The sequence below is a fragment of the Pseudomonas sp. CFBP 13602 genome, from assembly GCF_014842725.1.
Taxonomy (GTDB): domain Bacteria; phylum Pseudomonadota; class Gammaproteobacteria; order Pseudomonadales; family Pseudomonadaceae; genus Aquipseudomonas; species Aquipseudomonas baltica.
Map to the genome: position 1 here is coordinate 56,787 of NZ_JACYVT010000005.1, position 24,616 is coordinate 81,402.

Annotated in this window: 28 protein-coding genes; 12 read left to right on the top strand and 16 right to left on the bottom strand. The window is 62.0% G+C overall.

Annotated elements, in window-relative coordinates:
* Position 1: 1 nt before the first annotated feature.
* The 4 genes from IFU31_RS11475 to prlC all read right to left on the bottom strand — a co-directional run bounded on the left by IFU31_RS11475 (position 2) and on the right by prlC (position 5,484).
* Positions 2 to 739, bottom strand: a complete 738-nt coding sequence (locus tag IFU31_RS11475; protein ID WP_192103017.1) for a gluconate 2-dehydrogenase subunit 3 family protein — start codon at positions 737 to 739, stop codon at positions 2 to 4.
* Positions 740 to 991: 252 nt separating this feature from the next.
* On the bottom strand, positions 992 to 3,061 hold the full coding sequence (locus IFU31_RS11480) for a M3 family metallopeptidase (protein ID WP_192103019.1): 2,070 nt from the start codon (positions 3,059 to 3,061) through the stop codon (positions 992 to 994).
* Positions 3,062 to 3,181: 120 nt separating this feature from the next.
* Positions 3,182 to 3,439 (bottom strand): YheV family putative zinc ribbon protein, encoded by a 258-nt coding sequence (locus tag IFU31_RS11485; RefSeq protein ID WP_043191945.1) that lies wholly within the window; start codon positions 3,437 to 3,439, stop codon positions 3,182 to 3,184.
* Positions 3,436 to 5,484, bottom strand: coding sequence for an oligopeptidase A (gene prlC / locus IFU31_RS11490; protein WP_192103021.1), 2,049 nt, complete (start codon positions 5,482 to 5,484; stop codon positions 3,436 to 3,438). The genes IFU31_RS11485 and prlC overlap by 4 nt, the downstream gene beginning before the upstream one ends.
* Before the next feature lie 92 nt (positions 5,485 to 5,576).
* On the opposite strand from prlC, the gene IFU31_RS11495 reads away from it, so the two are divergent.
* Positions 5,577 to 6,122, top strand: a complete 546-nt coding sequence (locus IFU31_RS11495) for a gamma carbonic anhydrase family protein (protein ID WP_192059240.1) — start codon at positions 5,577 to 5,579, stop codon at positions 6,120 to 6,122.
* 4 nt (positions 6,123 to 6,126) lie between these two features.
* The gene (locus IFU31_RS11500; RefSeq protein ID WP_192103023.1) at positions 6,127 to 6,783 is read left to right on the top strand and encodes an HAD hydrolase-like protein; all 657 of its coding nucleotides are present in this window, start codon (positions 6,127 to 6,129) and stop codon (positions 6,781 to 6,783) included.
* A gap of 213 nt (positions 6,784 to 6,996) precedes the next feature.
* Here IFU31_RS11500 and IFU31_RS11505 read toward each other — a convergent pair whose 3' ends face one another.
* Positions 6,997 to 8,082 carry an aminopeptidase gene (locus tag IFU31_RS11505; RefSeq protein ID WP_192103025.1) on the bottom strand — a complete coding sequence of 362 codons (1,086 nt, stop codon included), beginning with the start codon at positions 8,080 to 8,082 and terminating at the stop codon, positions 6,997 to 6,999.
* 83 nt (positions 8,083 to 8,165) lie between these two features.
* Between IFU31_RS11505 and IFU31_RS11510 the strand changes: the two genes are divergently transcribed.
* Positions 8,166 to 8,579 (top strand): PA0061/PA0062 family lipoprotein, encoded by a 414-nt coding sequence (locus IFU31_RS11510; protein WP_192059246.1) that lies wholly within the window; start codon positions 8,166 to 8,168, stop codon positions 8,577 to 8,579.
* Positions 8,580 to 8,688: 109 nt separating this feature from the next.
* On the top strand, positions 8,689 to 9,102 hold the full coding sequence (locus IFU31_RS11515; RefSeq protein WP_122480073.1) for a PA0061/PA0062 family lipoprotein: 414 nt from the start codon (positions 8,689 to 8,691) through the stop codon (positions 9,100 to 9,102).
* A 50-nt stretch (positions 9,103 to 9,152) separates the two neighbouring features.
* On the opposite strand, the gene IFU31_RS11520 is transcribed toward IFU31_RS11515, so the two are convergent.
* Together IFU31_RS11520 and IFU31_RS11525 are read right to left on the bottom strand one after the other, a co-directional pair.
* Positions 9,153 to 9,386 carry a DUF1161 domain-containing protein gene (locus IFU31_RS11520; RefSeq protein ID WP_122480072.1) on the bottom strand — a complete coding sequence of 78 codons (234 nt, stop codon included), beginning with the start codon at positions 9,384 to 9,386 and terminating at the stop codon, positions 9,153 to 9,155.
* 53 nt (positions 9,387 to 9,439) lie between these two features.
* Positions 9,440 to 9,865 carry an OsmC family protein gene (locus IFU31_RS11525; RefSeq protein ID WP_122480139.1) on the bottom strand — a complete coding sequence of 142 codons (426 nt, stop codon included), beginning with the start codon at positions 9,863 to 9,865 and terminating at the stop codon, positions 9,440 to 9,442.
* Positions 9,866 to 10,062: 197 nt separating this feature from the next.
* Between IFU31_RS11525 and IFU31_RS11530 the strand changes: the two genes are divergently transcribed.
* Complete coding sequence (locus IFU31_RS11530) at positions 10,063 to 11,064, top strand: LLM class flavin-dependent oxidoreductase (protein ID WP_192103027.1); 1,002 nt, start codon at positions 10,063 to 10,065, stop codon at positions 11,062 to 11,064.
* 101 nt (positions 11,065 to 11,165) lie between these two features.
* Here the strand turns inward: IFU31_RS11530 and IFU31_RS11535 are convergent, their stop codons facing one another.
* Both IFU31_RS11535 and IFU31_RS11540 read right to left on the bottom strand, forming a co-directional pair.
* The gene (locus tag IFU31_RS11535; RefSeq protein ID WP_122480071.1) at positions 11,166 to 11,390 is read right to left on the bottom strand and encodes a DUF1161 domain-containing protein; all 225 of its coding nucleotides are present in this window, start codon (positions 11,388 to 11,390) and stop codon (positions 11,166 to 11,168) included.
* Between the two features lie 133 nt (positions 11,391 to 11,523).
* Positions 11,524 to 11,739, bottom strand: coding sequence for a dodecin (locus IFU31_RS11540; protein WP_043191958.1), 216 nt, complete (start codon positions 11,737 to 11,739; stop codon positions 11,524 to 11,526).
* Positions 11,740 to 11,884: 145 nt separating this feature from the next.
* Between IFU31_RS11540 and IFU31_RS11545 the strand changes: the two genes are divergently transcribed.
* Complete coding sequence (locus tag IFU31_RS11545; RefSeq protein WP_122480070.1) at positions 11,885 to 12,208, top strand: DUF883 family protein; 324 nt, start codon at positions 11,885 to 11,887, stop codon at positions 12,206 to 12,208.
* Here the strand turns inward: IFU31_RS11545 and IFU31_RS11550 are convergent.
* Entirely contained in the window at positions 12,205 to 13,101 is an 897-nt protein-coding gene (locus IFU31_RS11550; protein WP_122480069.1) for a LysR family transcriptional regulator, read from the bottom strand. The two genes, IFU31_RS11545 and IFU31_RS11550, sit on opposite strands and share 4 nt — an antisense overlap.
* A gap of 106 nt (positions 13,102 to 13,207) precedes the next feature.
* Here IFU31_RS11550 and trpB point away from each other — a divergent pair, with 106 nt between their 5' ends.
* From trpB to IFU31_RS11565, 3 genes are all read left to right on the top strand, one after another.
* Entirely contained in the window at positions 13,208 to 14,431 is a 1,224-nt protein-coding gene (trpB, locus tag IFU31_RS11555; RefSeq protein ID WP_185794611.1) for a tryptophan synthase subunit beta, read from the top strand.
* Entirely contained in the window at positions 14,428 to 15,240 is an 813-nt protein-coding gene (gene trpA, locus IFU31_RS11560; protein ID WP_192103029.1) for a tryptophan synthase subunit alpha, read from the top strand. Before trpB ends, trpA begins: the two co-directional genes overlap by 4 nt.
* Positions 15,241 to 15,362: 122 nt before the next feature.
* Positions 15,363 to 15,854 carry an anti-virulence regulator CigR family protein gene (locus IFU31_RS11565; RefSeq protein WP_192050303.1) on the top strand — a complete coding sequence of 164 codons (492 nt, stop codon included), beginning with the start codon at positions 15,363 to 15,365 and terminating at the stop codon, positions 15,852 to 15,854.
* Between the two features lie 213 nt (positions 15,855 to 16,067).
* On the opposite strand, the gene IFU31_RS11570 is transcribed toward IFU31_RS11565, so the two are convergent.
* The 3 genes from IFU31_RS11570 to IFU31_RS11580 all read right to left on the bottom strand — a co-directional run bounded on the left by IFU31_RS11570 (position 16,068) and on the right by IFU31_RS11580 (position 18,430).
* Positions 16,068 to 16,841: a hypothetical protein gene (locus IFU31_RS11570; RefSeq protein WP_152965730.1), complete on the bottom strand. Its 774-nt coding sequence runs from the start codon at positions 16,839 to 16,841 to the stop codon at positions 16,068 to 16,070.
* Between the two features lie 112 nt (positions 16,842 to 16,953).
* Entirely contained in the window at positions 16,954 to 17,427 is a 474-nt protein-coding gene (locus IFU31_RS11575; protein ID WP_192050301.1) for a hypothetical protein, read from the bottom strand.
* 94 nt (positions 17,428 to 17,521) lie between these two features.
* Entirely contained in the window at positions 17,522 to 18,430 is a 909-nt protein-coding gene (locus tag IFU31_RS11580; RefSeq protein ID WP_192103031.1) for a choline sulfate utilization transcriptional regulator, read from the bottom strand.
* A gap of 114 nt (positions 18,431 to 18,544) precedes the next feature.
* On the opposite strand from IFU31_RS11580, the gene betC reads away from it, so the two are divergent.
* Both betC and choX read left to right on the top strand, forming a co-directional pair.
* Entirely contained in the window at positions 18,545 to 20,056 is a 1,512-nt protein-coding gene (betC, locus tag IFU31_RS11585; RefSeq protein WP_192103033.1) for a choline-sulfatase, read from the top strand.
* Between the two features lie 38 nt (positions 20,057 to 20,094).
* Positions 20,095 to 21,015 carry a choline ABC transporter substrate-binding protein gene (choX, locus tag IFU31_RS11590; protein ID WP_122480064.1) on the top strand — a complete coding sequence of 307 codons (921 nt, stop codon included), beginning with the start codon at positions 20,095 to 20,097 and terminating at the stop codon, positions 21,013 to 21,015.
* A gap of 92 nt (positions 21,016 to 21,107) precedes the next feature.
* Here choX and aroE read toward each other — a convergent pair whose 3' ends face one another.
* On the bottom strand, positions 21,108 to 21,932 hold the full coding sequence (gene aroE / locus IFU31_RS11595; RefSeq protein WP_122480137.1) for a shikimate dehydrogenase: 825 nt from the start codon (positions 21,930 to 21,932) through the stop codon (positions 21,108 to 21,110).
* A gap of 17 nt (positions 21,933 to 21,949) precedes the next feature.
* Complete coding sequence (gene hemF, locus IFU31_RS11600) at positions 21,950 to 22,873, bottom strand: oxygen-dependent coproporphyrinogen oxidase (RefSeq protein WP_192103035.1); 924 nt, start codon at positions 22,871 to 22,873, stop codon at positions 21,950 to 21,952.
* A 165-nt stretch (positions 22,874 to 23,038) separates the two neighbouring features.
* Between hemF and IFU31_RS11605 the strand changes: the two genes are divergently transcribed.
* Positions 23,039 to 24,010, top strand: coding sequence for an NADPH:quinone reductase (locus tag IFU31_RS11605; protein WP_192055196.1), 972 nt, complete (start codon positions 23,039 to 23,041; stop codon positions 24,008 to 24,010).
* A 42-nt stretch (positions 24,011 to 24,052) separates the two neighbouring features.
* Here IFU31_RS11605 and IFU31_RS11610 read toward each other — a convergent pair whose 3' ends face one another.
* On the bottom strand, positions 24,053 to 24,607 hold the full coding sequence (locus IFU31_RS11610; RefSeq protein WP_122480061.1) for an L-threonylcarbamoyladenylate synthase: 555 nt from the start codon (positions 24,605 to 24,607) through the stop codon (positions 24,053 to 24,055).
* Positions 24,608 to 24,616 lie beyond the last annotated feature (9 nt).

The window sequence follows — 24,616 nt, forward strand, 5'->3', positions numbered from 1 at the left end:
GTCAGGCCCTCTCGCCGCGAATCGACACTGCCGGGAAAGGGTATTGTTCGTTGCGTTCCACCCAGTCCATGAAATCGGCGCGTGCGCCGGGAAAACCGATCTGCGTCCAGCCGACCATGCCTTTGTTGCCGCCATGCACCGGATCGCAGAAGAAGCCTTCGCGGGTGTTCTGCAGCATCAGACTGAAAAATGCCGTGGCCGGCAATTCCTCGAAAACCAGCTCGCCTGCTTCGATCTTGCTGAGAATACGCTCCTGGGTAGCGCTGTCTTGCTCGGCAAAGCTTTTGCCTGATTGAGCCTTGCACCAGGTGTCCGTGGCAGCGATGCCCAAGCGATAGATCTGCTGTGGCACCAACTGCAGCTGATAGCCCATTTGCGGCGCGGCGTCGGTGACGAACGGACCCTGCATGTACCACAGCGCGCCGGTGGCGTAGGGCGTGTTCATCTGACGGTCGATGAATTCCGCCGCTCCGGCTTCCAGAGCACCGGGGCCCAGATCGTCCGCCGGAATCAAGCGAGCCACTGCGGCTTGGACGAACGCCCATTCTTCAGCGGTGAAAAATGACGGCTGGTAGTCGGCGGCAGGCGCGGGGGCTGGCGCTGGCGCTGGCGAGCGAGTATCGGCATAGGCAGTCAGGGCAGCGACGCCCAGGCCACTGCTGGCAACGGTCACCACCGGAATGAGGGTCAGGGTTTTGCGCAGAAAATCCCGGCGCGGGTTGTTTTCTTGCTCGGACATCAAGGTTCTCATCAGCTGTTCGATACGGTTTTATCGATGCGCAGCCCAGCGGTACGTGTTCGTTGCACCACGCGGCCGGAGGCGGGTGGTGCTTTGTTGAAGGCGCAGACGCGACACATTCGGCACGAAGCCAGGCGCGGCAAAATGCCGCCCTGACGGTTCAGCCGATAAATGTATCTATTTGTGACGCCAAATGAAACCGGTTTCAGCCTACCTGTGCTCAGTCTTCACGTCTTTCGTTACCCGAACGGCTCACGTCTTGACGCCCAGATCGAGCAACAGCGCTTCGATACCCGGCTCGCTGCCAGCGAAGCTCTCGACCAGTTCCGCAAAAGGTCGCGTCCCTCCCGATGCCAGAATCAAACGTTCGAAATCCCCGCCGACCTGACTCGAGAACAGCCCCTCACGCTTGAAGCGGGCGAACAGATGAGCGGCCAGCACCTGCGCCCAGACATAGCTGTAGTACCCGGCGGCGTAGTCGGCGCCGGTGAACAGGTGGGCGAAAGTGTTGAGCCAACGAACATAGGGCGGATGACGGACGATCTGCGTCTGCTCCAGCACCTGTTCGCCAATCTGCTGCGCCGACAGGGTGTCGCTGTGGCTGTGCAGGCGATAGTCGACCAGAGCGTATTCGAGTTGCCACAGTAGGGCCTGGCCACGAAAGCGGGCCTGGGCCGCGAGCGCCCGCTCGACGAAGGCGGTACCGATGGCTTCGCCGGTCCGGTGATGTCGCGACATCGATTGCAGAACTTCAGGCTGCATGGCCCAGTGCTCGAACACGCCGCTGGGCAATTCCACCGCATCTTCGGCCACGCCCTTGATGCCAGAGACGCTGCCATGGTCGATGCGGGTCAGTACATGGTGCAGCGCATGCCCCAGCTCGTGGAAGAACGTCTGGATTTCGCCCAGGCTCAGCAGGCAGGGAAACGCTGGCATGTCGGCGGCGAAATCACACCCCACGTGGGCGATGGGCAGCTGCAGCCGACCATCGGCGAAACGGTGGCGGTCACGCAAGGCTTCCATCCAGGCACCCGCGCGTTTCTTCGGCCGACTGTGCAGGTCCAGGTAGATATGGCCCAGGACCTGCCCCTGCTCGCTGAGTTGAATCAGGTGCACCGATGCCGGCTGGCGCGGTGCTGGCGGGCATTGCAGCCACTGCACGTCGAACAGCTGCTCGAGCAGACGCTGCAGCCCATCGAGCACCGCCTGCACGGGAAAGTACTCACGCACCTTGAGCTCTGTCACCCCATGATGGATCTGCAGGTATTTCTCCTGATAGTAATTGCAGTCCCAGGGCTGCAGCGCCGGCACTCCGAACAGCGCGGCCAGTTCCTGCAGCGGGGCGAACTCCGCCTGCGCCGCAGGGCGGACCTTGTCGATCAATTGCAGCAAGAGCTGCTCCACGTCCGCGGCCTCGTCGAACATGCGCGTGGCCTGGGCCAGCGAGGCATAGCTGCGATAGCCACCCGCTTCGGCCAGCTCGGCGCGGGCGGCAAGGATGCGTTGCAGCACCGGTCCATTGTCATAGGTTCCGGCCTGCGGGCCTTGCTCCGAAGCCTGGGTGTAGAAGGCGCGGTAAACCTGCTCGCGCAGCGCGCGGTCATGAGCCTGGCTCAATACCGCCAGCACCAGTGGCAGCTCCAGTGGCAGCCGCCAGCCCGACTGGCCGGCCTCGCGCGCGCATAGCGCCATGCTGGCAAGTACCGCGGGAGCAATGCCTGCCAGAGCGGTTTCGTTGTCGAACGCCAAGGCCCCGGCTTCGCTGGCTGCACTCAGGTTGTCGGCAAAGGTTTGGTACAACCCGGCCAGCTCCATCTGCAGACGCCCAATGCGCTTTTGGATCGACGGCTGGGTGCCTACCCCGGCCAGGCGCGAAGCACGCAACGCATGGCTCAATGCAGCCTGCTGGGTCGGATCGAAATCGAGCGCCTGCGGGCTCTGCTGCAACAGCTGCAGCACGGCATGCACGGTACGGTTGTGCTTGATGGCCAATTCATAGGCCTGCACCCGATCGCGGCAGCGCGCATAGGCGTCGATCACCGCCAGGTGCTGATGACGACTGAGCAACTGCTCGGGCTGCAGCACCGCCAGCAGGCGCTGGTGCATGTCTTCCAATGGCTTGACCAAGCCTTCCCATGTAGGTGCCGCGAGCTGCTCGGGGAGCAATTGCGCCAGCTGCCGGAGGTTGGTCTGGATCACATGCTCGATCGCCGGCTCGACGTGTTCGGCCCTGATCAAGTGGTAGGGGATCACATCGTGATGGCCCAGCAGGGGGTTTTCGGCAAGCAGGGCGGGGAGTACAGCGAGGTGCGCAGCGGTCATGTTCGATTCCTTGAATGACGCCTGAGTGGCGCGCCAGTCTAGGAACGGGAACGAAGCATGACGTGGTAGCCGGCTATTGCCGTCGGCCTGCCCTTGCGGCAAGTCGACGGCACGCCTGGCTCAAGGCTTCTTGAGCTTGGGGTTGGGAAAGAACTGCACCGGTTGCGAAGTGGGCCGGGCGACCTTGACGGCCACCTTATTGACCCGCGTGCCCAGCTCGCTGGGCACCGATTGGCCCTGCGCGTTCAGCGTGTCGCTGTAGCCGCAGGCCACGCATTCGCGATGCGGAACTTCGTCCACGCTCCACATCATCAGCTTGTCCGGCTCGCTGCAGGCCGGGCAGACGGCCCCGGCGATGAAGCGTTTCTTGGTGATCATGCTGCCGCTTCCTCACTCAACCCGCTGTGGCGCAGCAGCGCATCGATGGAAGGCTCGCGGCCGCGGAAGTCGACGAACAGCACCATGGGTGCCTGCGACCCGCCGCGGGCCAGAATGGCTTCGCGGAAAGCGCGGCCAGTGTCGGCGTTGAGCACCCCGTCTTCCTCGAACTTGCTGAACGCGTCAGCCGACAGCACTTCGGCCCATTTGTAGCTGTAGTAACCGGCCGCGTAGCCACCGGCGAAGATGTGCGCGAAGCTGTTGGGAAAGCGGTTGTAGGCCGGTGGACGCATGACCGAAACCTCGTCGCGGACACCGTCGAGCACTTCCATCACGCTGCGGCCGTCGCCGTGGGAGGCATGCAGTTCGAAGTCGAACAGCGAGAACTCGATCTGCCGGACCATCATCAAGCCGGACTGGAAGTTCTTCGCCGCCAGCATCTTCTCCAGCAGGTCCTGGGGCAACGGCTCGCCGGTTTCGTAGTGACCCGAAATCAGGGCCAGGCCTTCGGGTTCCCAGCACCAGTTTTCCATGAACTGGCTGGGCAACTCGACTGCGTCCCACGCCACGCCGTTGATACCCGAGACGCCCACATGCTCGACCCGCGTCAGCAGGTGGTGCAGGCCATGGCCGAACTCGTGGAACAGGGTGGTGACTTCATCGTGGGTCAACAGCGCGGGCTTGCCGGCATCGGCCGGGGTGAAATTGCATACCAGATTGGCCACCGGGCTCTGCAACTCGCCGGCCTCGGTGCGACGCCGGTCGCGCGCGCCGTCCATCCAGGCGCCGCCGCGCTTGTTGGCGCGCGCATAGAGATCGAAGAAAAAGCGGCCCACGTGCTGGCCGTTTTCCTTGATCTCGAACAGGCGTACGTCGGGGTGCCAGGTGTCGAACCCTTTCTGCTCGGCGATCTCGATGCCGTACAGGCGCTGCACGATGGCGAACAGGCCGCCCAGCACCTTGTCGATGGGGAAGTAGGCGCGCAGCGCCTCTTGGGAAACGCTGTAGCGCTGTTCGCGCAACTTTTCGCCATAGAAGCCGCTGTCCCAGCTTTGCAGGTCGGCACAACCCTGTTCGGCGGCGTAGGCCTTGAGCTGTTCCAGATCCTGGGCCGCGAACGGCTTGCTGCGCTGAGCCAGATCACGCAGGAAGGTCAACACCTGATCGGTCGATTCGGCCATCTTGGTGGCTAGGCTCAACTCCGAATAGCTGGCGTAGCCCAGCAGCTGCGCCAGCTCCTGGCGCAGGTCGAGGATCTCGCGCATCACCGGCGTGTTGTCGTTCTGGCCAGCATTGGGGCCTTGGTCCGACGCGCGGGTGCAGTAGGCTGCGTAGAGTTCTTCACGCAGGGCGCGGTCGTGAGCGTAGGTCATGACCGCGTAGTAGCTGGGGAACTCGAGGCTGATCAGCCAGCCGTCCAGGCCCTTGGCCTGCGCCGCCGCAGCCATCTGTGCCTTGGCCGAGTCTGTCAGCCCGGCCAGGGCCGCTTCGTCGGTAACATGCTTGGTCCAGGCCTGGGTGGCATCGAGCAGCTGGTTGGAGAAACGGCTGCCCAGTTCCGAGAGCTTGCTCTGTACCTGTGCGTAGCGCTGCTGCCGATCCACCGGCAGATCGATACCGGACAGGCGGAAATCGCGCAGCGAATGCTCCAGAATGGTTTTCTGGGCAACGTCGAAGTTCGCAGCTTCAGGACTGTTGGCCAGGGTTTCGAAGGCCTGGAACAGTTCGCGGTTCTGGCCCAGCTCGGTGGAGTAGGCACTGAGCGCCGGCAGGCACGCTTCATAGGCCTGGCGCAGTTCGGCACTGTTGCACACGGCATTGAGGTGGCTGACCGGGCTCCAGGCGGCGCCCAGGCGGTCGTTCAGCTCGTCCATGGCCAGCACCAGGCCGGCCCAGGTAGGCTGACTGCCCTGGGTTTGCAGAATGTGGGCAATGGCCGCGCGGTTGTCGGCCAGGATCTGTTCAATCGCCGGTTGTACGTGCTCGGCACGGATCGCCGAGAACGGCGGCAGGTCGTAGGACTGCAGAAGGGGATTCGCGCTCACGGTTAAACACCTTGGCTATTGAAGAAACACTGGGACATCTTAATTACAATTGCGATTCACCGCAGCTATCGACAACACAGAGGATGCCTATCGTGGCTATTCGCACATTCCAGCAGCATACGCCGCGCCTTGGCGAACGCGCCTTCGTCGACCGCTCGGCGGTGGTCATCGGCGACGTCGAGATCGGCGCCGACAGTTCGATCTGGCCGCTGACCGTGGTGCGCGCAGACATGCACCGCATCCGCATCGGCAAGCGCACCAGCGTGCAGGATGCCAGTGTGCTGCACATCACCCATGCCGGCCCGTTCAATCCGGACGGTTTCCCGCTGCTGATCGGCGATGATGTCACCATTGGACACAAAGTCATGCTCCACGGCTGCACCCTGGGCAATCGCATCCTGGTCGGCATGGGCAGTACCGTCATGGACGGCGCGGTGGTGGAAGACGACGTGATCATCGGCGCCGGCAGCCTGGTAGCACCAGGCAAACGTCTGCAGAGTGGCTTTCTGTACGTGGGCAGTCCGGCTCGGCAGGCGCGGCCGCTGACCGACAAGGAACGCGCGTTCTTCACCTACACCGCTGGCAACTACGTGAAGCTCAAGGACCAACACCTGGCCGAAGGCTTCGACAAGGACTGATTCCGTGCATTATCAAAACATTCTGTTCGACCTCGACGGCACCCTGACCGACCCGCGCGAGGGCATCACCCGCTCCATCCAGTATGCCTTGGCCAAACTGGGCATCGACGAACCCGATCTGCGCAACCTGGAGCATTTCATTGGCCCACCCCTGCTGGAGCAGTTCATGCACGCCTATGGTTTCGACGAAGCCCGCGCCTGGCAGGCAGTGAATTTCTACCGCGAGCGTTTCCGCGTCACGGGCCTGTATGAAAACCAGATCTTCGCCGGTGTCATCGCGCTGCTCGAAACATTGCAGGCGCAGGGCCGGCATTTGTACATCGCCACGTCCAAACCCTGGGAGTTCGCCCGGGAAATCGCCCGCCATTTCGATTTCGCCAGGCACTTCAAGGTCATCTACGGCAGCGAGCTCGACGGCACGCGGACCGACAAGGTGCAACTGATCGCTCATATCCTCGAGCAGGAAGGGCTGCAGCCGACGCAGACCTTGATGGTCGGCGACCGCAAGCATGACCTGATCGGTGCCCGGCTCAATGGCCTGGATTGCGCGGCGGTGGGCTATGGGTTCGGTTCGCGGGAAGAGCTGGTCCTGGAAAATCCGACGTATCATTTCGACACGTTGCAGGCGCTGCATGAGGCGTTTTTGCAAGGCGCGCGATGATGTGGTGAAGGTGCGGGCCTCTTCGCGGCCACTGGCCGCTCCTACGGGGATTCGTGTAGCGGTATAGATACCGGGTTACGCAAGGCTTCGTGTAGGAGCGGCCAGTCGCCGCTCCTACGGGGATTCGTGCAGCGGTATAGATACCGGGTTACGCAAGGCTTCGTGTAGGAGCGGCCAGTGGCCGCGAAAGGGCCCGCGAAACCACTGCAAACCTCATCTGCCCAACCGATTCAACTCGGTCCTGCGCTGGTCCATCGGCAACTTGCCCAGTTTTTCCGCTTGGGCATAGAACGCGCGCCAGTCACCATTGACCTGCCGGAACAGGCCGGCGAACGCCGGCACCCATTGGTCGTACAATCCGAACGGCAGCAGCTTGGCATTGTTCATCGGCCCGTTCATCCAGGCATCGAAACGCCGGTCGCCACCCCAGCGTCCATCGCGCAACTGGCGATACTCGCGGCGCAGGTGCTCGAACTCGGCAGCCTTGCCTGCGCGCATGGCCTCGGCCGACAGCGGCTGTGCGTACAGCGCACCCAGGCGTTCGCGGGTCTCGAGCACCAGCCGGGTGAACTGCTCACGTTGTAGTGCAGGTGTGCCTGCCGCCTTTGCCAAACCGCGCCAGGCCCGCCACTGCCGAGTGCCCTCCTGCTCGACGAAGGTGGCGAAGGACTCGTTGAACTCGGTGTCGTCCTGCACATACACGCGCTGATGCGCCAGCTCATGGAAGATCAGCGTGGCCAGGCGCTCGTCGCCCCAGCCCAGCATGGTGTTGAGAATCGGATCATCGAACCAGCCCAAGGTCGAGTAGGCTTCGACGCCGCCGATGTACACATCCCGGCCCGCCAGCTTCTGCAGCGCCGCTTCGCCCCGCGCGCCGGACTGGCTGTAGTAGCCGCGGTAGGCAACGCACCCCGCGATGGGAAAGCAGTGGGTCAACGGGGCGAGGGAAAACTCGGGCGTGGCGAACACGTTCCACACCACCAGCGGCCGACCGATGTCGGCATACAGCCGATAGCTGCGGTTGTCCGGCAGGTGCAGATGCACGCTGGCGAAATCGCGAGCGGCCTGGGCACGCTGCAACTGCTCGCGCAGACGAGGATCGCGCGAGGGGTCGGCCAGGATCCGCGCCACCGGCTCACGCGCCTGCAGCAGCTGCCACTGGCCTTGCATCAACTGGCCGTAATAGCCGACGTTGGTGCAACCGCTGAGCAGGAACAACAGGCACAGGGGAACAAAAGCGCGCAAACCGCGGTCGAGTGCGGCAAGAATGGAACGACGAACAACAACGAATTCATGCATGTGGTTTTCCATGGCCAGGCCCGCCAGCGAGCAGGTGTTATCGGCGCTGACCCTGCATCTTACGATCCCATCAGGAGAATTCCATGCGCGCATTGATCATTGCTGGCGGCATGCTGGCCCTTGCCGGCTGCGCCGGTCTGCCCGACCCGGACCCCAACCAGGCCTGGATCGATCTGCAGGCCAAGGGGCACAACGCCCTGCAGGCGACCCAAGTCGACGAGCGGGAATGGGGCGACACCCGCTATTTCGAAGTCGAACCCGGCAGCCATGAGCTGACCGTGCGCTTGCAGTTCCCCGTGCAGCCGACCAACATCGGCCCAGTCCCCGCGCCGCTGTGGCGCAACTGCGAACTGAACCTCACCTATGCCGGCTTCGACGCGGGGCAGCGGTATTTCCTGGAAGCCGGCAGCGTCGGCTTTCGCCCGTGGGCCAGGCTCTACGACGAGCAGCGCAAACTGGTAGGCCAGGCGCAACCTGCGGGCTGCCAGAGCGCCTGAGCACTGGCCTGAACATGGCCACCGTCGGCGGCGACTCGCAGCGCCGACGCAAAGCTTCTAGACTCGACCTTTGTCCTGCTCACTTTCTTCCTGCAGCCAAGGAGCTTCCATGCGCGCCGTGCTCGCCCTGTTGACCCTCGCCACGCTTGCTGGCTGCGCCAATCCGCCGTTGCCGGCCGTTGACCCTGGCAAGGCCTGGATCGAGATGTTCACCACGACCGGTCGCCTGGTCATGGCAGAAAGTCTGGATGGTCGCAAACTCAATGACGGCCGCTACTTCCAGGTAGATCCGGGCAGCCATGAGCTGGAAGTGCGTTTTGACTACGAAATGTACGCCGGTGGCGGGCTGGTCAACGACCCGTTCGACCGTACCTGCTACCTGACCGTGCGCTATGACGGCTTCAAGGCAGGCCAGCGCTACCGCCTGGAGGGCAGGGCAATTGCCATGCAGGCCAGTGCCCGTCTGTACGATTCAAGCCGGGAGATTGTTGCCGAAGATCGGGCGATTCACTGCATTCCCTGAATCCAGGCGCAGCAGTGCACCACTGAATGGCAGCAGCGGATGCCGCGGGATCAGGTGTCGTTCTTCTGATAGATGATCTTGCGCGTGCCGTTGTCGCACGAACCCACCACCATGCTCGGGTCCTTGGCGTCCAGATTGTCGACGATTTCCAGCGTGTAGGACGCAACGCCTGCCGCCTGGATCTTTTTTTCGATCTCGGCCTTCAATTCTTCGCACGACACGGGTGCAGCCGACGCCGAGGTTGCCAGGACACTGCATGTCATCGCCAAAATGAATCGTTTCATGGGCAATTCTCCAGGTGAGTGAGCAGTGTACGGCAACCGGGCGCAACCCTACCTCAAGATTCCAGCTTAGCGTCCAGGGTGATCTGGGCGTTCAGCACTTTCGACACTGGGCAGCCTTCTTTGGCCTTGTTGGCCAGTTCTTCGAACTTGGCCTGGTCGATGTTGGGGATCTTCGCCGACATGGTCAGTTTGATGGCGGTGATCGCGAAACCTTCGCCTTCCTTGTCCAGCGTGACCTCGGCCGTTGTGTTGATCTGGTCTGGCGTGAAGCCTTCGCCACCCAGGATCATCGAGAAGGCCATGGAGAAGCAGCCGGCATGGGCCGCGCCGATCAATTCTTCAGGGTTGGTGCCTGGCTGGCCTTCGAAGCGGGTGTTGAAACCATAGGGATTGCTTTTCAGGGCGCCGCTTTGCGTCGAGATCTCGCCCTTGCCGGTTTTCAGATCGCCTTTCCAGACAGCCGATGCGGTTTTCTTGATGCTCATAAAGCCTCCTTGATGGGCGCGACGGGTTCGCGCGGTGACAAGTGTTCAGAGGCCACGGCGCGAGGCAAGTTCAGCGCCGTTCTGACCGCTGGCTATTGAATCCGAACCATAAGCCCATATTGATTACACACTCGGTAGCAAAGATGCGCGGGGCATCCCACCTGCCACATACCCACAGGATGCCAATGATCATGACTGGTTTGACCGATACGAAATACTCCGTCCTCGACCTTGTACCGGTGCGTGCCGACCACGGCCCGGCGCGGTCGCTGCACAACGCGCTGGACCTGGCACGCCACGCCGAAGGCTGGGGCTACAACCGTTTCTGGGTGGCCGAGCATCACAACATGGACGGGATCGCCAGCTCGGCGACCTCGGTGCTGCTGGGCTATCTGGCGGGGGGCACTTCGTCGATCCGCGTCGGCTCGGGCGGGGTGATGCTGCCCAACCATGCGCCGCTGGTGATCGCCGAGCAGTTCGGAACCTTGGAAAGCCTGTATCCGGGGCGCATCGACCTGGGCCTGGGCCGCGCGCCGGGGTCGGACCAGATGACGGCGCGCGCGTTGCGCCGTGAGCGCTCCGGCAGTGCCGACGATTTTCCCGACGACGTCCGCGAGTTGATGGCCTACCTGGGGCCACGCACTCCGGATCAGAAGGTGATTGCGGTGCCGGGCAGCGGCACCAACGTGCCGGTCTGGTTGCTGGGCTCCAGCTTGTTCAGCGCGCAGCTGGCGGGCATGTACGGCCTGCCGTACGCCTTCGCTTCGCATTTCGCGCCGCGCTACATGCATGAGGCAATCCGGGTCTATCGCGCCCACTTCCAGCCCTCCGAGGTGCTCGACAAGCCTTATGTGATGCTCGGCGTGCCCTTGGTGGCAGCCGACAGCGACGAGCACGCCGACTACCTGGCAACCTCGGTCTACCGCCGCATCCTCAACCTGATGCGTGGCCAGACTCTGGTGCAGCAGCCACCCGTGAAAAGCATGGAAGGGTTGTGGTTGCCCCATGAGAAGGCCGCGGTCGGGGACTTTCTGGGCCTGGCGATGGTGGGAGGACCGGCGAAGATCCGTGCCAAGCTGGACGTGCTGAAGGAACAGACTCAGGCAGATGAGCTGATCTTTACCTGCGATCTGTACGAGCATGCCGACCGCTTGCGGTCGTATGAGCTATTGGCGCAGGTGATGCGGGGCTGAGCCTTGCACCGACCTGGTGTATTGCGGGGTTCGTTTCGCGGCCGCTGACCGCTCCTACAGGGGATTTCGTTTTCTGTGGGAGCGGGTGGCGGCTGCAATCTTCAGCGCTTGTAGACGATAGCCTTGGTACCGCCTTCACACGAACCGACTACCTGGAAACCGGCATCCGGAGTGACGTTGTCGACCACTTCCAGCGTGTAGCCCGACACGCCATTGGCGTCGATCTTCGCGGCGATTTCGCCCTTGAGTTCTTCACACGACTTGCCCGCAGCGAACGCGCCGCTTGCCAGGCTCAACAAACCCACAGCCAATAAAACTCGCTTCATCGCTTACATCCTTGGTCTGATAGTGCCGGTTTAAAGACAAACGGCGGGCCGCCTGGATTCAGGTCGACACGCCGGTAATGTGTTGTAACTCAACCTATGGCATTCGGCCAGTCGGAAGATTCTGTGTTTTCTGTCAGCTGTTCTGGATACGGAAACCGACTTTGAGTGTGACCTGGAAATGCGCCACGCGACCGTCTTCGATATGGCCACGGGTTTCGGTCACTTCGAACCATTCCATTTTTTCGATGCTTTTGCTCGCTTCGGCCAACGCGTTGTTGATGGCGTCTTCGATGGTGGTGGTCGAGGAACCTACCAGTTCAACCTTCTTGTACGTGTGGTGATCGCTCATGATGCTCTCCATTAGGGTGGCTACTGAAGTGGTTGTCTACCTGTGTGGGGATTTCTGCGCTAAAAGTTCACACGCACTGCACTTTCATCTTGCAGCGCAGTCGGAATCTACACACGCTATTCACCACAATGAAGGAGAGTTACCCATGGCAATTTCGTCACGCAAAGCTTCGCTGCAGAGCATGGAAGCAGAAATCGAAAGCCTGCTCCGCTCCCTGGAAAGCCTGAAAGAAGATTCCACCGAGGAATCGCGCAAGGTGCTCAAGGCGCTGAAAGCCAACGCGGAATCCGCGCTGAGCCATTCGCGCAGCCTGATCAGCGACGCGTATGAAGAAGTTAAGGTCAAGACCAAGGAAACCGGTATTGCCACCCGTGACTATGCTCAGGAGCACCCTTGGGCCGCCGCTGGCGTAGCCGTTGGCGCGCTGGGCCTGATCGCCGCCTACCTGATGTGCAATCGCAGCAACTAATCGACCTGGCGTTCGAGCTCTTGCGCAAGCCATAGCGCCAGTTGTCGGGCGCGCCCGTCTGCGGCGCGTCGCGGGACCCAAAGTGCCAGCCGCGCCGGGGTTTGCGTAAACCCCCATGGCGCGGCCAGGCGCCCGGCACGCAGGTCATCGACCACCAGCGGCTCGGGCGCGATGGCAATGCCCAGCCCGGCCACCGCTGCCTCCAGCAAATAATACAAATGCTCGAACCCCTGTCCCATGGTCAACGCCTCGGGATCCAGGCCGTTGCGCCGTGCCCAGCTGGGCCAGGCCTGTGGCCGCGATGTGGTGTGCAGCAACGAGTGCCCGAGCAAGTCGCTGCCCGCCCGACCCTGCAAAGCTTCGAACCCTTGGAAGCGCGGGCTGAGTACCGGGCCGATACGCTCTTCGGCCAGCTCGAACACGTCCATGTCGGCGGGCCAGGGGGGCTCGGCGAACATCAGCAAGGCATCCAGCCCGGGACGGCGAGGGTCCAGGTCACCTTCGCCAGCCGAGAGGTGCAGACGCAAGTCCGGCAGCTCGCTGTTCAGCCGACCCAATCGAGGTATGAACCAGCGCGCCAGCAAGCTTCCCGAGCACCCCAGAACGAACGGTGCCTGAGCCTGGGCCTGGCTGAGCTCCGTGCAGACCAGACGCAAACGCTCGAAGGCCTCGGCGCTGGCATCGCGCAGTCGAATGCCGGCATCTGTGAGTTTCAAGCCACGCCCCTGCTTGACGAACAACGCGATGCCCAGATGCTCTTCAAGCACTTTCAACTGTCTGCTCACGGCACCGTGGGTAACGCTCAGGTAGTCAGCCGCCTTGCTGACGCTGTTGAGCCGGGCAGTGGCTTCGAACGCTTTGAGGGCATTCAGCGGGGGCAGGTCACGGCTCATGGTATTGTGAGAAATCCTGACAGGTTGTCGAGATCTTATCGGTTTTCTTCGATCGTTGTCGTGGGTACAGTGGCTACATCGTCATTCAATTCCCCTGGAGCTTCGCATGACCCAGACCAATCTTCGCAGTGGCCCTGACAGCAACGGCCTGTTCGGCGCCTTCGGTGGCCGCTACGTCGCCGAAACCCTGATGCCGCTGGTGCTGGAGCTGGCTCGCGAATACGAAGCCGCCAAGGCCGATCCCGAATTTCTCGAGCAGCTCGCCTACTTCCAACGCGACTACATCGGCCGGCCCAACCCGCTGTATTTCGCCGAGCGCCTGACCGAACACTGCGGCGGGGCGAAAATCTACTTCAAGCGCGAAGAGCTCAACCACACCGGCGCGCACAAGGTGAACAACTGCATCGGCCAGGTGCTGCTGGCCAAGCGCATGGGCAAGAAGCGCCTGATCGCCGAGACCGGCGCCGGCATGCACGGCGTGGCCACGGCCACGGTGGCGGCTCGGTTCGGCTTGCCTTGCGTGATCTACATGGGCGCCACGGATATCGAGCGCCAGCAGGCCAACGTGTTTCGCATGAAGCTGCTGGGCGCTGAGATCGTGCCGGTCACTTCCGGTACCGGCACCTTGAAAGATGCCATGAACGACGCCTTGCGCGATTGGGTCACCAATGTCGACGACACCTTTTACCTGATTGGCACGGTGGCCGGCCCGCACCCTTACCCGGCCATGGTTCGCGACTTCCAGTCGATCATCGGCAAGGAAACCCGCGAGCAGTTGCAGGAGAAGGAAGGGCGCCTGCCCGACAGCCTGGTGGCTTGCGTAGGTGGCGGTTCCAATGCCATGGGCCTGTTCCATCCTTTCCTGGATGACAGCAGCGTGGAAATCATCGGTGTCGAAGCCGCCGGCCATGGCGTGGATTCCGGCAAGCATGCCGCCAGCCTCAACGGCGGCGTGCCCGGCGTACTGCACGGCAACCGTACCTATCTGCTGCAGGACGACGATGGGCAGATCACCGACGCGCACTCCATCTCGGCCGGCCTGGACTACCCCGGTATCGGCCCTGAACACGCTTTTCTGCATGAAATCAAGCGCGTGAACTACACCAGCATCACCGATGAAGAGGCGCTGGCCGCGTTCCACGCCACCTGCCGCCTGGAAGGCATCATCCCGGCGCTGGAAACCGCCCACGCCCTGGCCGAGGCCATGAAGCGCGCGCCAACATTGCCCGCCGACCATCTGATGGTGGTGTGCCTGTCCGGCCGCGGCGACAAGGACATGCAAACCGTCATGAGCCATATGGGCGCCCACCCGAAGGAGACACTGGCATGAGCCGCCTCGAACAATGCTTCACCGACCTCAAGGCCGAAGGCCGCGCCGCGCTGGTGACGTTCGTCACGGCGGGCGACCCAGGCTACGATGCTTCGCTGTCCATCCTCAAAGGCTTGCCGGCTGCCGGCGCCGATGTGATCGAACTGGGCATGCCCTTCACCGATCCGATGGCCGACGGCCTGGCCATCCAGCTGGCGACCCTGCGCGCGCTCAACGCCGGGCAGACGCTGGCGAAAACCTTGCAGATGGTCCGCGAATTCCGCGTCGACGACAGCACCACGCCGATCGTGCTGATGGGTTACTACAACCCGATCCACCGCTTCGGCGTCGAAGCCTTCGTGGCCCAGGCCAAGGAAGCCGGTGTCGACGGCCTGATCATCGTCGACCTGCCGCCCGAGCACGACGGCGAACTCGCCACCCCGGCGCAAGCCTCGGGTATCGACTTCATTCGCCTGACCACCCCCACCACCGATGATGCGCGCCTGCCACGGGTGCTGGAGCGCAGCTCCGGCTTCGTCTACTACGTGTCGGTGGCCGGTGTGACCGGTGCAGGCTCGGCCACCACCGAGCATGTCGGCGCTGCCATCGAGCGACTACGCCGGCACACCCACCTGCCGATCAGCGTCGGCTTCGGCATCCGCACCCCTGACCAGGCTGCCGCCATTGCCCGCCTGGCCGATGGCGTGGTGGTCGGCTCGGCACTGGTGGACAAGATCGCCCATGCCCAGCACCACGGTCAGGCTGTGGAAGATGTGCTGTCGCTATGCAGTCAACTGGCGCAGGGCGTACGTAAGGCTCGTGTCAGCTGAAGGTAAAGATTCCAATACAGAGGAATTAGCCTCTGGTTCACGGGACTAAACGGCAAGACCAAGGGGGATCGAACCTGTGTTCGGTGCCCCTTTTTGCTGTTTGGCCGTGAAGGAAATCCATGATGAACATGCCAAAAAACCTGATCCTGAGCATGGGTGCATTGCTGATCGCTTGTGCACCGCTGGTGCAAGCCGCTCCCGGTGGTCCGGGTGGAGCGGATGAGCAACGTCAAGGACGCCAGGAACAACCCCATCAGCGGCAGGACGGACCCGATCGGCCTGATCATGACGAGCGCGGTCCGGGCAACCGTGGCCCAGGCAACCCAGGTGGCGGCATCGCGCGCGGTGGTCCACCCCAGGATTTCGGCCCCGTACGCCAGACCATTCAGGATCATCGCGACGTCTTCCGGCCCGGCAACCCACCTCCCGCCAGTATTCGCGCCATCAAGGGACAACCCCTGCCTCGCGGCTACGGTGCCCGCCTCGACGGTCCCGCGCTGAAGCATCTACCACGTTACGAAGGCTACGAATGGCGCCGCATGGGCACGGATGTGGTGCTGATCGCCATTGGTACCGGGATCGTTTATGAGGTATTGCAGGGGGTGTTGAACTGATCAACCATCTAGAGATGCACTGCCTGTCGTGACGCCTTCGCGGCTGTACGCCGCTCCTACACGGTCGCATTTCTTTGTAGGAGCGGCGTACAGCCGCGAAAACGGTGAGATAGGCGCTGCATAGCTTGCAGCAGAACCACGCCGACTCATAGCAGCAACGCAGCAAACTATTCAGCGCATTCGCTTCGAATCACTTCTAGCGCATAGCCAATGTCACTCGGCATAAACGCGTCTGGGAATGCCGGACATATCGTGATACTCAAAGAATGGAATGCTAACACTTCCATGGAAAGGCGCATTTAGCCCCCATTGACCATACCCAGCCTCTAGATGGCTAGGCGCTCCACCGGACGCAGACAGAGGGAAATTTGCAGCGGATAGGCTATCAACAGGCGAGCTCAAAACCGGCATTGACGGCTGCACCGGAACATCCAAGCTTTCATCGAACAGAGCTCTTAAGGCGCTTACAATCTCTTCATGCAAAACAGGATTATCGATACCAGGCTCGAACACACCCCAAAAACTAAATCGAGACAAACCCATCAAATCTCCAAATGTTGTAAACATAGAATTGCTGTTTTTTGTATTGCCAATCACCTTGATACCCCCCGGTGGGTAGTCGAGATTCATATCGTTTATAAGCCCAATCGACTTCACGGCGGCACGCCACCGAGGTAGTATATTTCCGCTGTCTCCGGACAAGACCACTTTTCGAGTCTGTCCTTCTTGGTAGAGATACCCCGTAGTCACCTGGTGACCTATTACACCCACCTCAGCGTGATGTTTTTTAACTGCAAAATGCCATGCTCTCAATGAGTGGCGATTAGAGGTGCCAATTGTCGCCGTACGAAGCGTGACGCGGTCGGTAGCTAAGCCATGTAGCTCCGCCATGACCTCTCCGTTCGGGTGACGAAGCGCCCAAAAGTTGTGGCTCCATAGACCGGCGATAGCATGTGAACGTGCTTCGATTTGATATTGCTGTGACATGGGTAACTCCTGTTAAGGGATGGATGTATGACTTCGCGAACTGTAGCCCGCGGTCTATGCTTCCACTACCCGGCTTATGGAGTTAAATACATAATTAATATTTTCTCATATTCTAATGAGAAGCCGCCCAAGCGCTTATACACCCCATGCCACTAGCCAAAAAGTCCATGGATGACCAATTCGATAGATCTGAAACAGGCTCGAGATAGTCGAAACCGTAAACAAGCGTGATATTGCCCCAACAGCCGCTCACTTTTTCGACGTTGCGATCCGGCTGCTGGAAATGGGTTTCGCTGATTACCGTACATACAATCCGGTTCGAGGCGTGTTGAGCAGAAACGCATTCGCCTTTCATGCCTTTGAAAAACGCTACCAGTGATGCATGGTCCAACGGTCGAAATGCCCGAGCGCCTATGGATCTACCTTCATCAAGACGAAGGGAAGGCGAGTGACCATCCGGCATCATGCGGATGATCGTATAGGTGAAGATATCGATTGGGGTAGGCGGGTGATAATCCTGAGGGATGGGTAGATAACATCCTGAAACGGCGGTAGATACAACGGCGACTGCTATGGCACGGCGCATGTCGATGCATTCCTGATCGGCGGGACATGCAGGTTAGCCAGTCGACCGATTGTGCAGTAGCAGCCGTTTCCCAAGTGAATGTGAGATATCCCCTCTACCGCCGGCTCTGCTCCTCCATCACCCAATCCACGAACCGTTGCACCATTTGTCCACGGCGTTTGCGTTGCGGCACCACCACGAAATAACCCAACGCCGATGTGGCGGCGCCTTCGAAAGGGCAGCAAAGCAGTTGCTGCTCCAACAGTGCATCCACCAGATGACGCCAGCCGATAGCAACCCCTTGGCCGGCGATCGCGGCCTGGATAAGCAGCGTGTAGTTGTCGAACCGCAATTGTCCAGGCGCCGGCGCACTGGGAATATGCAGGGCACGGAACAGGCCGATCCAATCGAACCACTGATTGTTGCTTTCGCCGCGCAGGTGCAGCAGCGGCCATTCGAGCAATATGTCCAGGTCCAACGGTGACGTTCGATCCTTCAACAGGCGCGGGCTGCACACCGGGAAGACTTCCTCGTTGAACAACCAATGGCTTTCGCCCTGGCGAAAACGGCCATCGCCGAACAGGACCGCCACATCGATGTTCGGGCCAAGCATGGCGTGGCTGCGTTCACTGGTGACCAGGCTGACGTCGACCTGTGGATAACGTTGGTGGAAGCGATGCAGACGTGGCATGAGCCAGTAGGCGGCGAACGCGAAGTCGGTAGAGACCTGAAGCACTTCGTGCTGGGTTTGACTGGTGATCAAGCCCAGACAGTCGTCAATGCCGCGCAGCCCTCCATGTACCGCCTCGAACAAGGTGTAGCCTGCGTCGGTCAGCTCGATGCCTCGGTAGATACGATCGAACAGGCGGATGGCCAGCTGTTCCTCGAGCCGTTTGATCTGCTGGCTGACGGCAGGCTGCGTCGTACCCAGCTCGACCGCGGCAGCGGTAAAGCTGCGCAGCCTGGCGGCCGCCTCGAAAGCCCGCAACAGGTCAAGAGACATCTCTCCAAGGCTCGTAAACATAAGCGCTACTTATCCTAGGTATTGTCCGGCATGGGCTTTACCAGGCCACAGCTGCACCGCATGGTGGACGGCAGAAATTTCGCATTAATCTCCACTATGGAATGCCCTGAGCCGATGAAGCGCAAGAACATTCTTTTCATCATGGCCGATCAGATGGCCGCACCCATGCTGCCGATCTACGCGCCATCACCGATCAAGCTGCCGAACATCAGCCGTTTGGCTGAGACCGGGGTGGTCTTCGATGCGGCCTACTGCAACAGCCCGCTGTGCGCGCCTTCGCGCTTCACATTGGTCAGCGGCCAGTTGCCGAGCAAGATCGGCGCCTACGACAACGCTGCCGACTTTGCCGCCGACGTACCGACCTATGCCCACTACCTGCGGCGCCTGGGTTACCGCACCGCACTGTCGGGCAAGATGCATTTCTGTGGCCCGGACCAGCTGCACGGCTACGAGGAACGCCTGACCAGCGATATCTACCCGGCCGACTACGGCTGGGCGGTCAATTGGGACGAACCCGACGTTCGCCCCAGCTGGTACCACAATATGTCCTCGGTGTTGCAGGCTGGCCCGTGCGTGCGCACCAACCAGCTGGATTTCGATGAAGAGGTGGTCTTCAAAGCCCAGCAGTACCTGTTCGATCACATTCGCGAAGACGGCGATCGGCCATTCTGTCTGACGGTTTCGATGACCCATCCGCACGACCCTTACACCATTCCCAAGCCGTTCTGGGACCTGTACCGCGACGAAGACATCCCACTGCCTCAGGATGTACCGGACCAGGCCGCGCTGGACCCCCACTCGCAACGCCTGCTCAAGGTCTATGACCTGTGGGACAAGCCCCTGCCCGTGAACAAGATCCGCGATGCACGCCGCGCCTACTTCGGTGCGTGCAGCTACATCGATCACAACGTCGGCAAACTGCTGCAGACCCTGGAAGAAACCGGGTTGGCCGACGACACCATCATCGTCTTCTCCGGCGATCACGGTGACATGCTCGGCGAGCGTGGGCTCTGGTACAAGATGCACTGGTTCGAGATGGCCGCGCGGGTGCCGCTGCTGGTTTGCGCGCCCGGGCAGTTCAAGCCAGGGCGAGTGCAGGCCGCAGTGTCTACCGCCGACCTGCTGCCGACCTTCGTCGAGCTGGCCGGTGGCGAACTGGAACCCGGCTTGCCGCTGGACGGACGTTCGCTAGTGGCCCATCTGCAGGGTGAAAAGGGGCATGACGAAGCGTTCGGTGAATACATGGCCGAAGGTACCCACAGCCCGTTGATGATGATCCGCCGTGGCGCGATGAAATTTATCTACAGCGAGGTCGACCCTTGCCTACTCTATGACGTGGATAACGACCCACGCGAACGTGAAGACCTGAGCCAGTCACCCCCGCACCGGGCACTGTTCGAGGCTTTCCTGAGTGAAGCCCGCCGCAAATGGGACATGCCGGCGATACACCAACAGGTGCTCGCCAGCCAGCGCCGGCGCCGCTTCGTGGCCGGCGCACTGGCCCAAGGCAATCTGAAGAGCTGGGACCACCAGCCGCTGGTGGACGCCAGTCAGCAGTACATGCGCAACCATATCGACCTGGACGACCTGGAGCGCAAGGCACGTTATCCACAACCCTGCCCATAACATTCGAAGCTCTGAGGGGAAGTCGCATGAAGGTCACCATGAAGATATCCACAGCCCTGGCCGCCGGTTGGCTGGCCGTTGCCGGAACCACGGCGGTCGCCGACGAACAACGGTGCGAGACGGTGAAGATGGCCGACCCGGGCTGGAGCGACATTGCCGCCACCAACGCGCTCACCAGCCTGGTGCTGGAAGGCATGGGTTACCGGCCCAAGATCGACACGCTGGCGGTGCCGATCATCTTTGGCGGTCTCAAGGATGGCCAGGTGGATGTCTTCCTCGGCAACTGGATGCCGGCCCAGCAGGGTTTCTACGACAAGTTCGTGGCCAATGGTGACGTGGTGCAGTACGCCAAGAACCTGGACGGCACCGAGTTCACCCTGGCCGTCCCCGACTACGTGTATGACGCGGGTGTGAAGGATTTCGCCGACCTGGACAAGCACGCCGACAAGTTCGGCAAGAAGATCTACGGGATCGGTTCAGGGGCACCGGCCAACCTATCGCTGGCCGAGATCATCAAGAAGGACGAATTCGGCCTGGGTGACTGGAAACTGGTCGAGTCCAGCGAGCAGGCGATGCTGACCGAGGTCAATCGCAACGTGAAGAAGAAGTCGTTCGTGGTCTTCCTCGGCTGGACGCCGCACCCGATGAACGTACAGATCAAGCTCAAGTACCTCACCGGCGGCGAGAAGTATTTCGGCTCGACCGGCACCGTGCACACCCTCACCCGCAAGGGCTATGCCGAGAGTTGCCCGAACACCGGCAAGCTGCTCAGCAATCTGGTGTTCACCCAGGACATGGAGAACAGCATCATGGCCGATGTGGCCAACAACAAGAAAACCAGCGCACAGGCGGCGCAGGCCTGGCTGAAAGCCAATCCGGCGGTGCTGGAGAAGTGGCTGGAGGGTGTGAAAACGCTGGATGGCAAAGATGCGCTGCCGGCGGTACGCGCGAAGCTTTGATTTGACGGGCTTTGATTTGATGGGTGTCAGTCATGGCCCCTTCGCGGGCAGAGAGCTCGCGAAGAGGCCTTCACTGACACCCTTCAATCAACTCAACCCGCCGCCATTTCCCGGCGCAGCTGGCTCAGCACCGGCGCCGTATCCACCGCCACGCCGCGCCAGTAGGTGAACGCTTCGGCTGCCTGCTCGACCAGCATCCCGAAACCGTCCAGCGACAGCCGTGCGCCGTGTTCGCTGGCCCAGCGGCAAAACGGCGTTGGCTCCTTGCCATACATCATGTCGTAGCAGACCGTCACACCGGGCTCGATCAGGCTGGCGGCGATCGGTGGCAGATCGCCCGCCAGGCTCGCCGAAGTGGCATTGATGATGATATCCACCGGCTCTTCCAGCCAATCGAAGCCACTGGCCGCCACCGGGCCCAGGTCAGCGAACAGCTGCGCCAGCTGTTCGGCTTTCTCGACCGTGCGGTTGGCGATCACCAGTGACAGTGGCTGCTGTTCGAGCAACGGCTCGACCACTCCACGCACCGCGCCGCCGGCACCCAACAGCAGAATGCGCTTGCCCTGCAAGGTCACGCCGGCGTTGTTGACCAGGTCGCGCACCAGCCCCACGCCGTCGGTATTGTCGCCACGCAGGCTGCCATCGGGCAGCCGACTGAGCATGTTCACCGCGCCGGCGCGCTGCGCGCGCGGGGTCAGTACGCTGCACAGGCCGAACGCCTGCTCCTTGAACGGTACGGTGACGTTGGCGCCCAGCCCTTCTTCGAAAAAACCCAAGGCACTGCGGGTGAAGTCGTCGATGGGCGCCAGCCGTGTGTCGTATACCAGCGCCTGGCCCGTCTGCTCGGCAAACAAACGGTGAATGGCGGGTGATTTGCTGTGCCCCACCGGGTTGCCGAAAACCACGTAACTGTCCATGCGAATCGGTTCCTGAATCATAGGGTAGGGGTCTGCGCCAGCCAGTCGCGATCCTGCAGAAAGTAGTCGGTGAGCCGCGCTTCTTCGCTGCCAGGTACGGCTTTCCAGTCATAGCCCCAACGCACCTGCGGCGGCAGTGACATCAGGATCGACTCGGTACGGCCACCCGACTGCAGGCCGAACAGCGTACCGCGGTCGTAGACCAGGTTGAACTCGACGTAGCGCCCGCGGCGAAACTCCTGGAATTCACGCTGCTGCGCGGTGTACGCCATGGCCTTGCGCCGCTGCACGATGGGCAGGTAGGCGTCGATGAAGGCATCGCCGATGGCGCGCATGAAGGCGAAGCTGGTGTCGAAATCCCATTCGTTCAGGTCATCGAAGAACAGGCCGCCCACGCCACGCGGCTCGCCCCGGTGCTTGAGGTGGAAATAGCGGTCGCACCAGGCCTTGTAGCGTGGATAGACATCGGCGCCAAAAGGCTCGCAGGCTTGTTGCGCAACACGATGCCAGTGGATGCAATCTTCCTCGTGAGCGTAGTAGGGCGTCAGGTCGAAGCCGCCGCCGAACCACCAGACGGCCTCTTCGCCTTCCTTTTCGGCAATGAAGAACCGCACGTTGGCGTGGGAGGTGGGCACGTGCGGGTTGTGCGGGTGGATCACCAGCGACACGCCCAGTGCCTCGAAGCCGCGACCGGCCAGCTCCGGTCGATGGGCGCTGGCCGAAGGAGGCAGGCCAGTGCCGAATACATGGGAAAAGTTGACCCCGCCTTTCTCGATCAACTCACCGTCTGCAATCACCCGGGTGCGCCCGCCGCCGCCCGCTGCGCGCGTCCAGGCATCTTCGACGAAGTGCGCGCCGCCGTCTTCGGCCTGCATGGCGTGGCAGATTCGATCCTGCAGATCGAGCAGATAGGCCTTTACGGCCTCTGTGCGGGTAGTCATGGCATCACCTTGAAAAAGGGCAAATACCGCCAGCGGCCTGGGAACACGCCTGACCGGCGATCAAGTCGGCGCGTAGCATAGCATCGCTCACCGCGTGCGGCAGTTGACGCCGATCAAGCAAAGGCGTCCGATAGGCCCTCGCCCAACGACAGCAGGAGTGAGCAGATGGCAAAGCGTATCCAGTTCGGTTCCACCGGCGGCCCGGAAGTCCTCGAGTTCGTCGACTTCGAGCCCAGGCAACCGGGCCCGCAAGACATTCGCGTACGCAATCACGCCGTGGGCGTGAACTACATCGACAACTACTTCCGCAGCGGCCTGTACCCGACGCCACTGCCTTCGGGCCTGGGCACCGAGGCCGCTGGCGTGGTCGAGGCGGTCGGCAGCGAGGTGGACCGGTTCAAGGTCGGCGACCGTGTGGCCTACGCAGGTGGCCCCCTGGGCGCCTACAGCGATCTGCACGTGCTGCCAGCGGCCATGGCTGTACGCCTGCCCTCGAGCATCAGCTTCGAACAGGCCGCTGCGGTGATGCTCAAGGGCCTGACCGTGCAATACCTGCTGCGTCAGACCTACAAGGTCGAGGCCGGCGAAACCATCCTGTTCCATGCCGCCGCCGGTGGTGTGGGCTCGCTGGCCTGCCAATGGGCGGCAGCACTGGGCGTGAAGCTGATCGGCACCGTCAGCTCGCCCGCCAAGGCCGAACGGGCCAAGGCCCTGGGTGCCTGGGAGGTGATCGACTACAGCCACGAAGACGTGGCCAAGCGAGTGCTCGAATTGACCGACGGCAAGAAATGCCCGGTGGTGTACGACGGTGTCGGCAAGGACACTTGGGAAACCTCGCTGGACTGTCTCCAGCCGCGCGGCTTGATGGTCAGCTTCGGCAATGCGTCGGGTGCGGTCAGTGGGGTCAACCTGGGCATCCTGTCGCAGAAGGGCTCGCTGTACGTGACTCGCCCGACCCTGGCCAGCTACGCTGTGCCCGGCGCAGTACAGGGCATGGCCGACGAGCTGTTCGAGATGATCGCCAGCGGCAAGCTCAAGGTCGACGTCAGCCAGCAGTACGCACTGAGCGATGCCGCCAAGGCGCAGACCGCACTCGCCGCGCGCGAAACGGTGGGCTCGACCATCCTGCTGCCATGAAACCAGGCAGGGGGCCCCGTGAACGCGGCTCCCTGCCAGGCCTCAGGGCCTGATCACTTCACCGGTGATCAGGTCGCGAATCACGCTCGGGCTCTTGCGCCCGCCCAGCGCGCCGCCCAGCACGACGTCCACTTCGCCACGAAAGTATTGCTCGACGCGCAGGCGGCTGCGCGCGGCCGGGCGGCCTTGGCGATTGGCGGAGGTCGACACCAGCGGCCCGACCAGCGCGCACAGCTCCCGCACCTGCGGGTGATCGCTCACGCGCAGGGCCACGGAATCGTGGATACCGGTGATCCATTCGGGCAGCAGGCCCTGGTGAGGCACCAGCCAGGTGTTCGGGCCGGGCCAGGTACTGGCCATGCGATCGATCCACTCTTCGGGAAAATCCTCGAACAGAAAGTCGAATTGCCGGATGTTGTCGGCGATCAGGATCAGGCCCTTGTCGACCGAGCGTTCCTTGATGGCCAGCAAGCGGTACACCGCTTCTTCGTCCCATGGATCGCAACCCAATCCCCAGACAGCTTCGGTAGGGTAGGCGATCACCGCGCCCGCTCGGATCTCGCGCGCCGCTTGCTGCACACGCCAACTGCTCACCATCTGCTGTCA

Bases quoted from the DNA above. Each gene is read 5' to 3' on its own strand.
- IFU31_RS11475 (WP_192103017.1), bottom strand. From the start codon at position 739: ATGTCCGAGCAAGAAAACAACCCGCGCCGGGATTTTCTGCGCAAAACC.
- IFU31_RS11480 (WP_192103019.1), bottom strand. From the start codon at position 3,061: ATGACCGCTGCGCACCTCGCTGTACTCCCCGCCCTGCTTGCCGAAAAC.
- IFU31_RS11485 (WP_043191945.1), bottom strand. From the start codon at position 3,439: ATGATCACCAAGAAACGCTTCATCGCCGGGGCCGTCTGCCCGGCCTGC.
- IFU31_RS11505 (WP_192103025.1), bottom strand. From the start codon at position 8,082: ATGCATGAATTCGTTGTTGTTCGTCGTTCCATTCTTGCCGCACTCGAC.
- IFU31_RS11510 (WP_192059246.1), top strand. From the start codon at position 8,166: ATGCGCGCATTGATCATTGCTGGCGGCATGCTGGCCCTTGCCGGCTGC.
- IFU31_RS11515 (WP_122480073.1), top strand. From the start codon at position 8,689: ATGCGCGCCGTGCTCGCCCTGTTGACCCTCGCCACGCTTGCTGGCTGC.
- IFU31_RS11520 (WP_122480072.1), bottom strand. From the start codon at position 9,386: ATGAAACGATTCATTTTGGCGATGACATGCAGTGTCCTGGCAACCTCG.
- IFU31_RS11530 (WP_192103027.1), top strand. From the start codon at position 10,063: ATGACTGGTTTGACCGATACGAAATACTCCGTCCTCGACCTTGTACCG.
- IFU31_RS11535 (WP_122480071.1), bottom strand. From the start codon at position 11,390: ATGAAGCGAGTTTTATTGGCTGTGGGTTTGTTGAGCCTGGCAAGCGGC.
- IFU31_RS11540 (WP_043191958.1), bottom strand. From the start codon at position 11,739: ATGAGCGATCACCACACGTACAAGAAGGTTGAACTGGTAGGTTCCTCG.
- IFU31_RS11545 (WP_122480070.1), top strand. From the start codon at position 11,885: ATGGCAATTTCGTCACGCAAAGCTTCGCTGCAGAGCATGGAAGCAGAA.
- IFU31_RS11550 (WP_122480069.1), bottom strand. From the start codon at position 13,101: ATGAGCCGTGACCTGCCCCCGCTGAATGCCCTCAAAGCGTTCGAAGCC.
- trpB (WP_185794611.1), top strand. From the start codon at position 13,208: ATGACCCAGACCAATCTTCGCAGTGGCCCTGACAGCAACGGCCTGTTC.
- trpA (WP_192103029.1), top strand. From the start codon at position 14,428: ATGAGCCGCCTCGAACAATGCTTCACCGACCTCAAGGCCGAAGGCCGC.
- IFU31_RS11565 (WP_192050303.1), top strand. From the start codon at position 15,363: ATGAACATGCCAAAAAACCTGATCCTGAGCATGGGTGCATTGCTGATC.
- IFU31_RS11570 (WP_152965730.1), bottom strand. From the start codon at position 16,841: ATGTCACAGCAATATCAAATCGAAGCACGTTCACATGCTATCGCCGGT.
- IFU31_RS11575 (WP_192050301.1), bottom strand. From the start codon at position 17,427: ATGCGCCGTGCCATAGCAGTCGCCGTTGTATCTACCGCCGTTTCAGGA.
- IFU31_RS11580 (WP_192103031.1), bottom strand. From the start codon at position 18,430: ATGTTTACGAGCCTTGGAGAGATGTCTCTTGACCTGTTGCGGGCTTTC.
- betC (WP_192103033.1), top strand. From the start codon at position 18,545: ATGAAGCGCAAGAACATTCTTTTCATCATGGCCGATCAGATGGCCGCA.
- choX (WP_122480064.1), top strand. From the start codon at position 20,095: ATGAAGATATCCACAGCCCTGGCCGCCGGTTGGCTGGCCGTTGCCGGA.
- aroE (WP_122480137.1), bottom strand. From the start codon at position 21,932: ATGGACAGTTACGTGGTTTTCGGCAACCCGGTGGGGCACAGCAAATCA.
- hemF (WP_192103035.1), bottom strand. From the start codon at position 22,873: ATGACTACCCGCACAGAGGCCGTAAAGGCCTATCTGCTCGATCTGCAG.
- IFU31_RS11605 (WP_192055196.1), top strand. From the start codon at position 23,039: ATGGCAAAGCGTATCCAGTTCGGTTCCACCGGCGGCCCGGAAGTCCTC.
- IFU31_RS11610 (WP_122480061.1), bottom strand. From the start codon at position 24,607: ATGGTGAGCAGTTGGCGTGTGCAGCAAGCGGCGCGCGAGATCCGAGCG.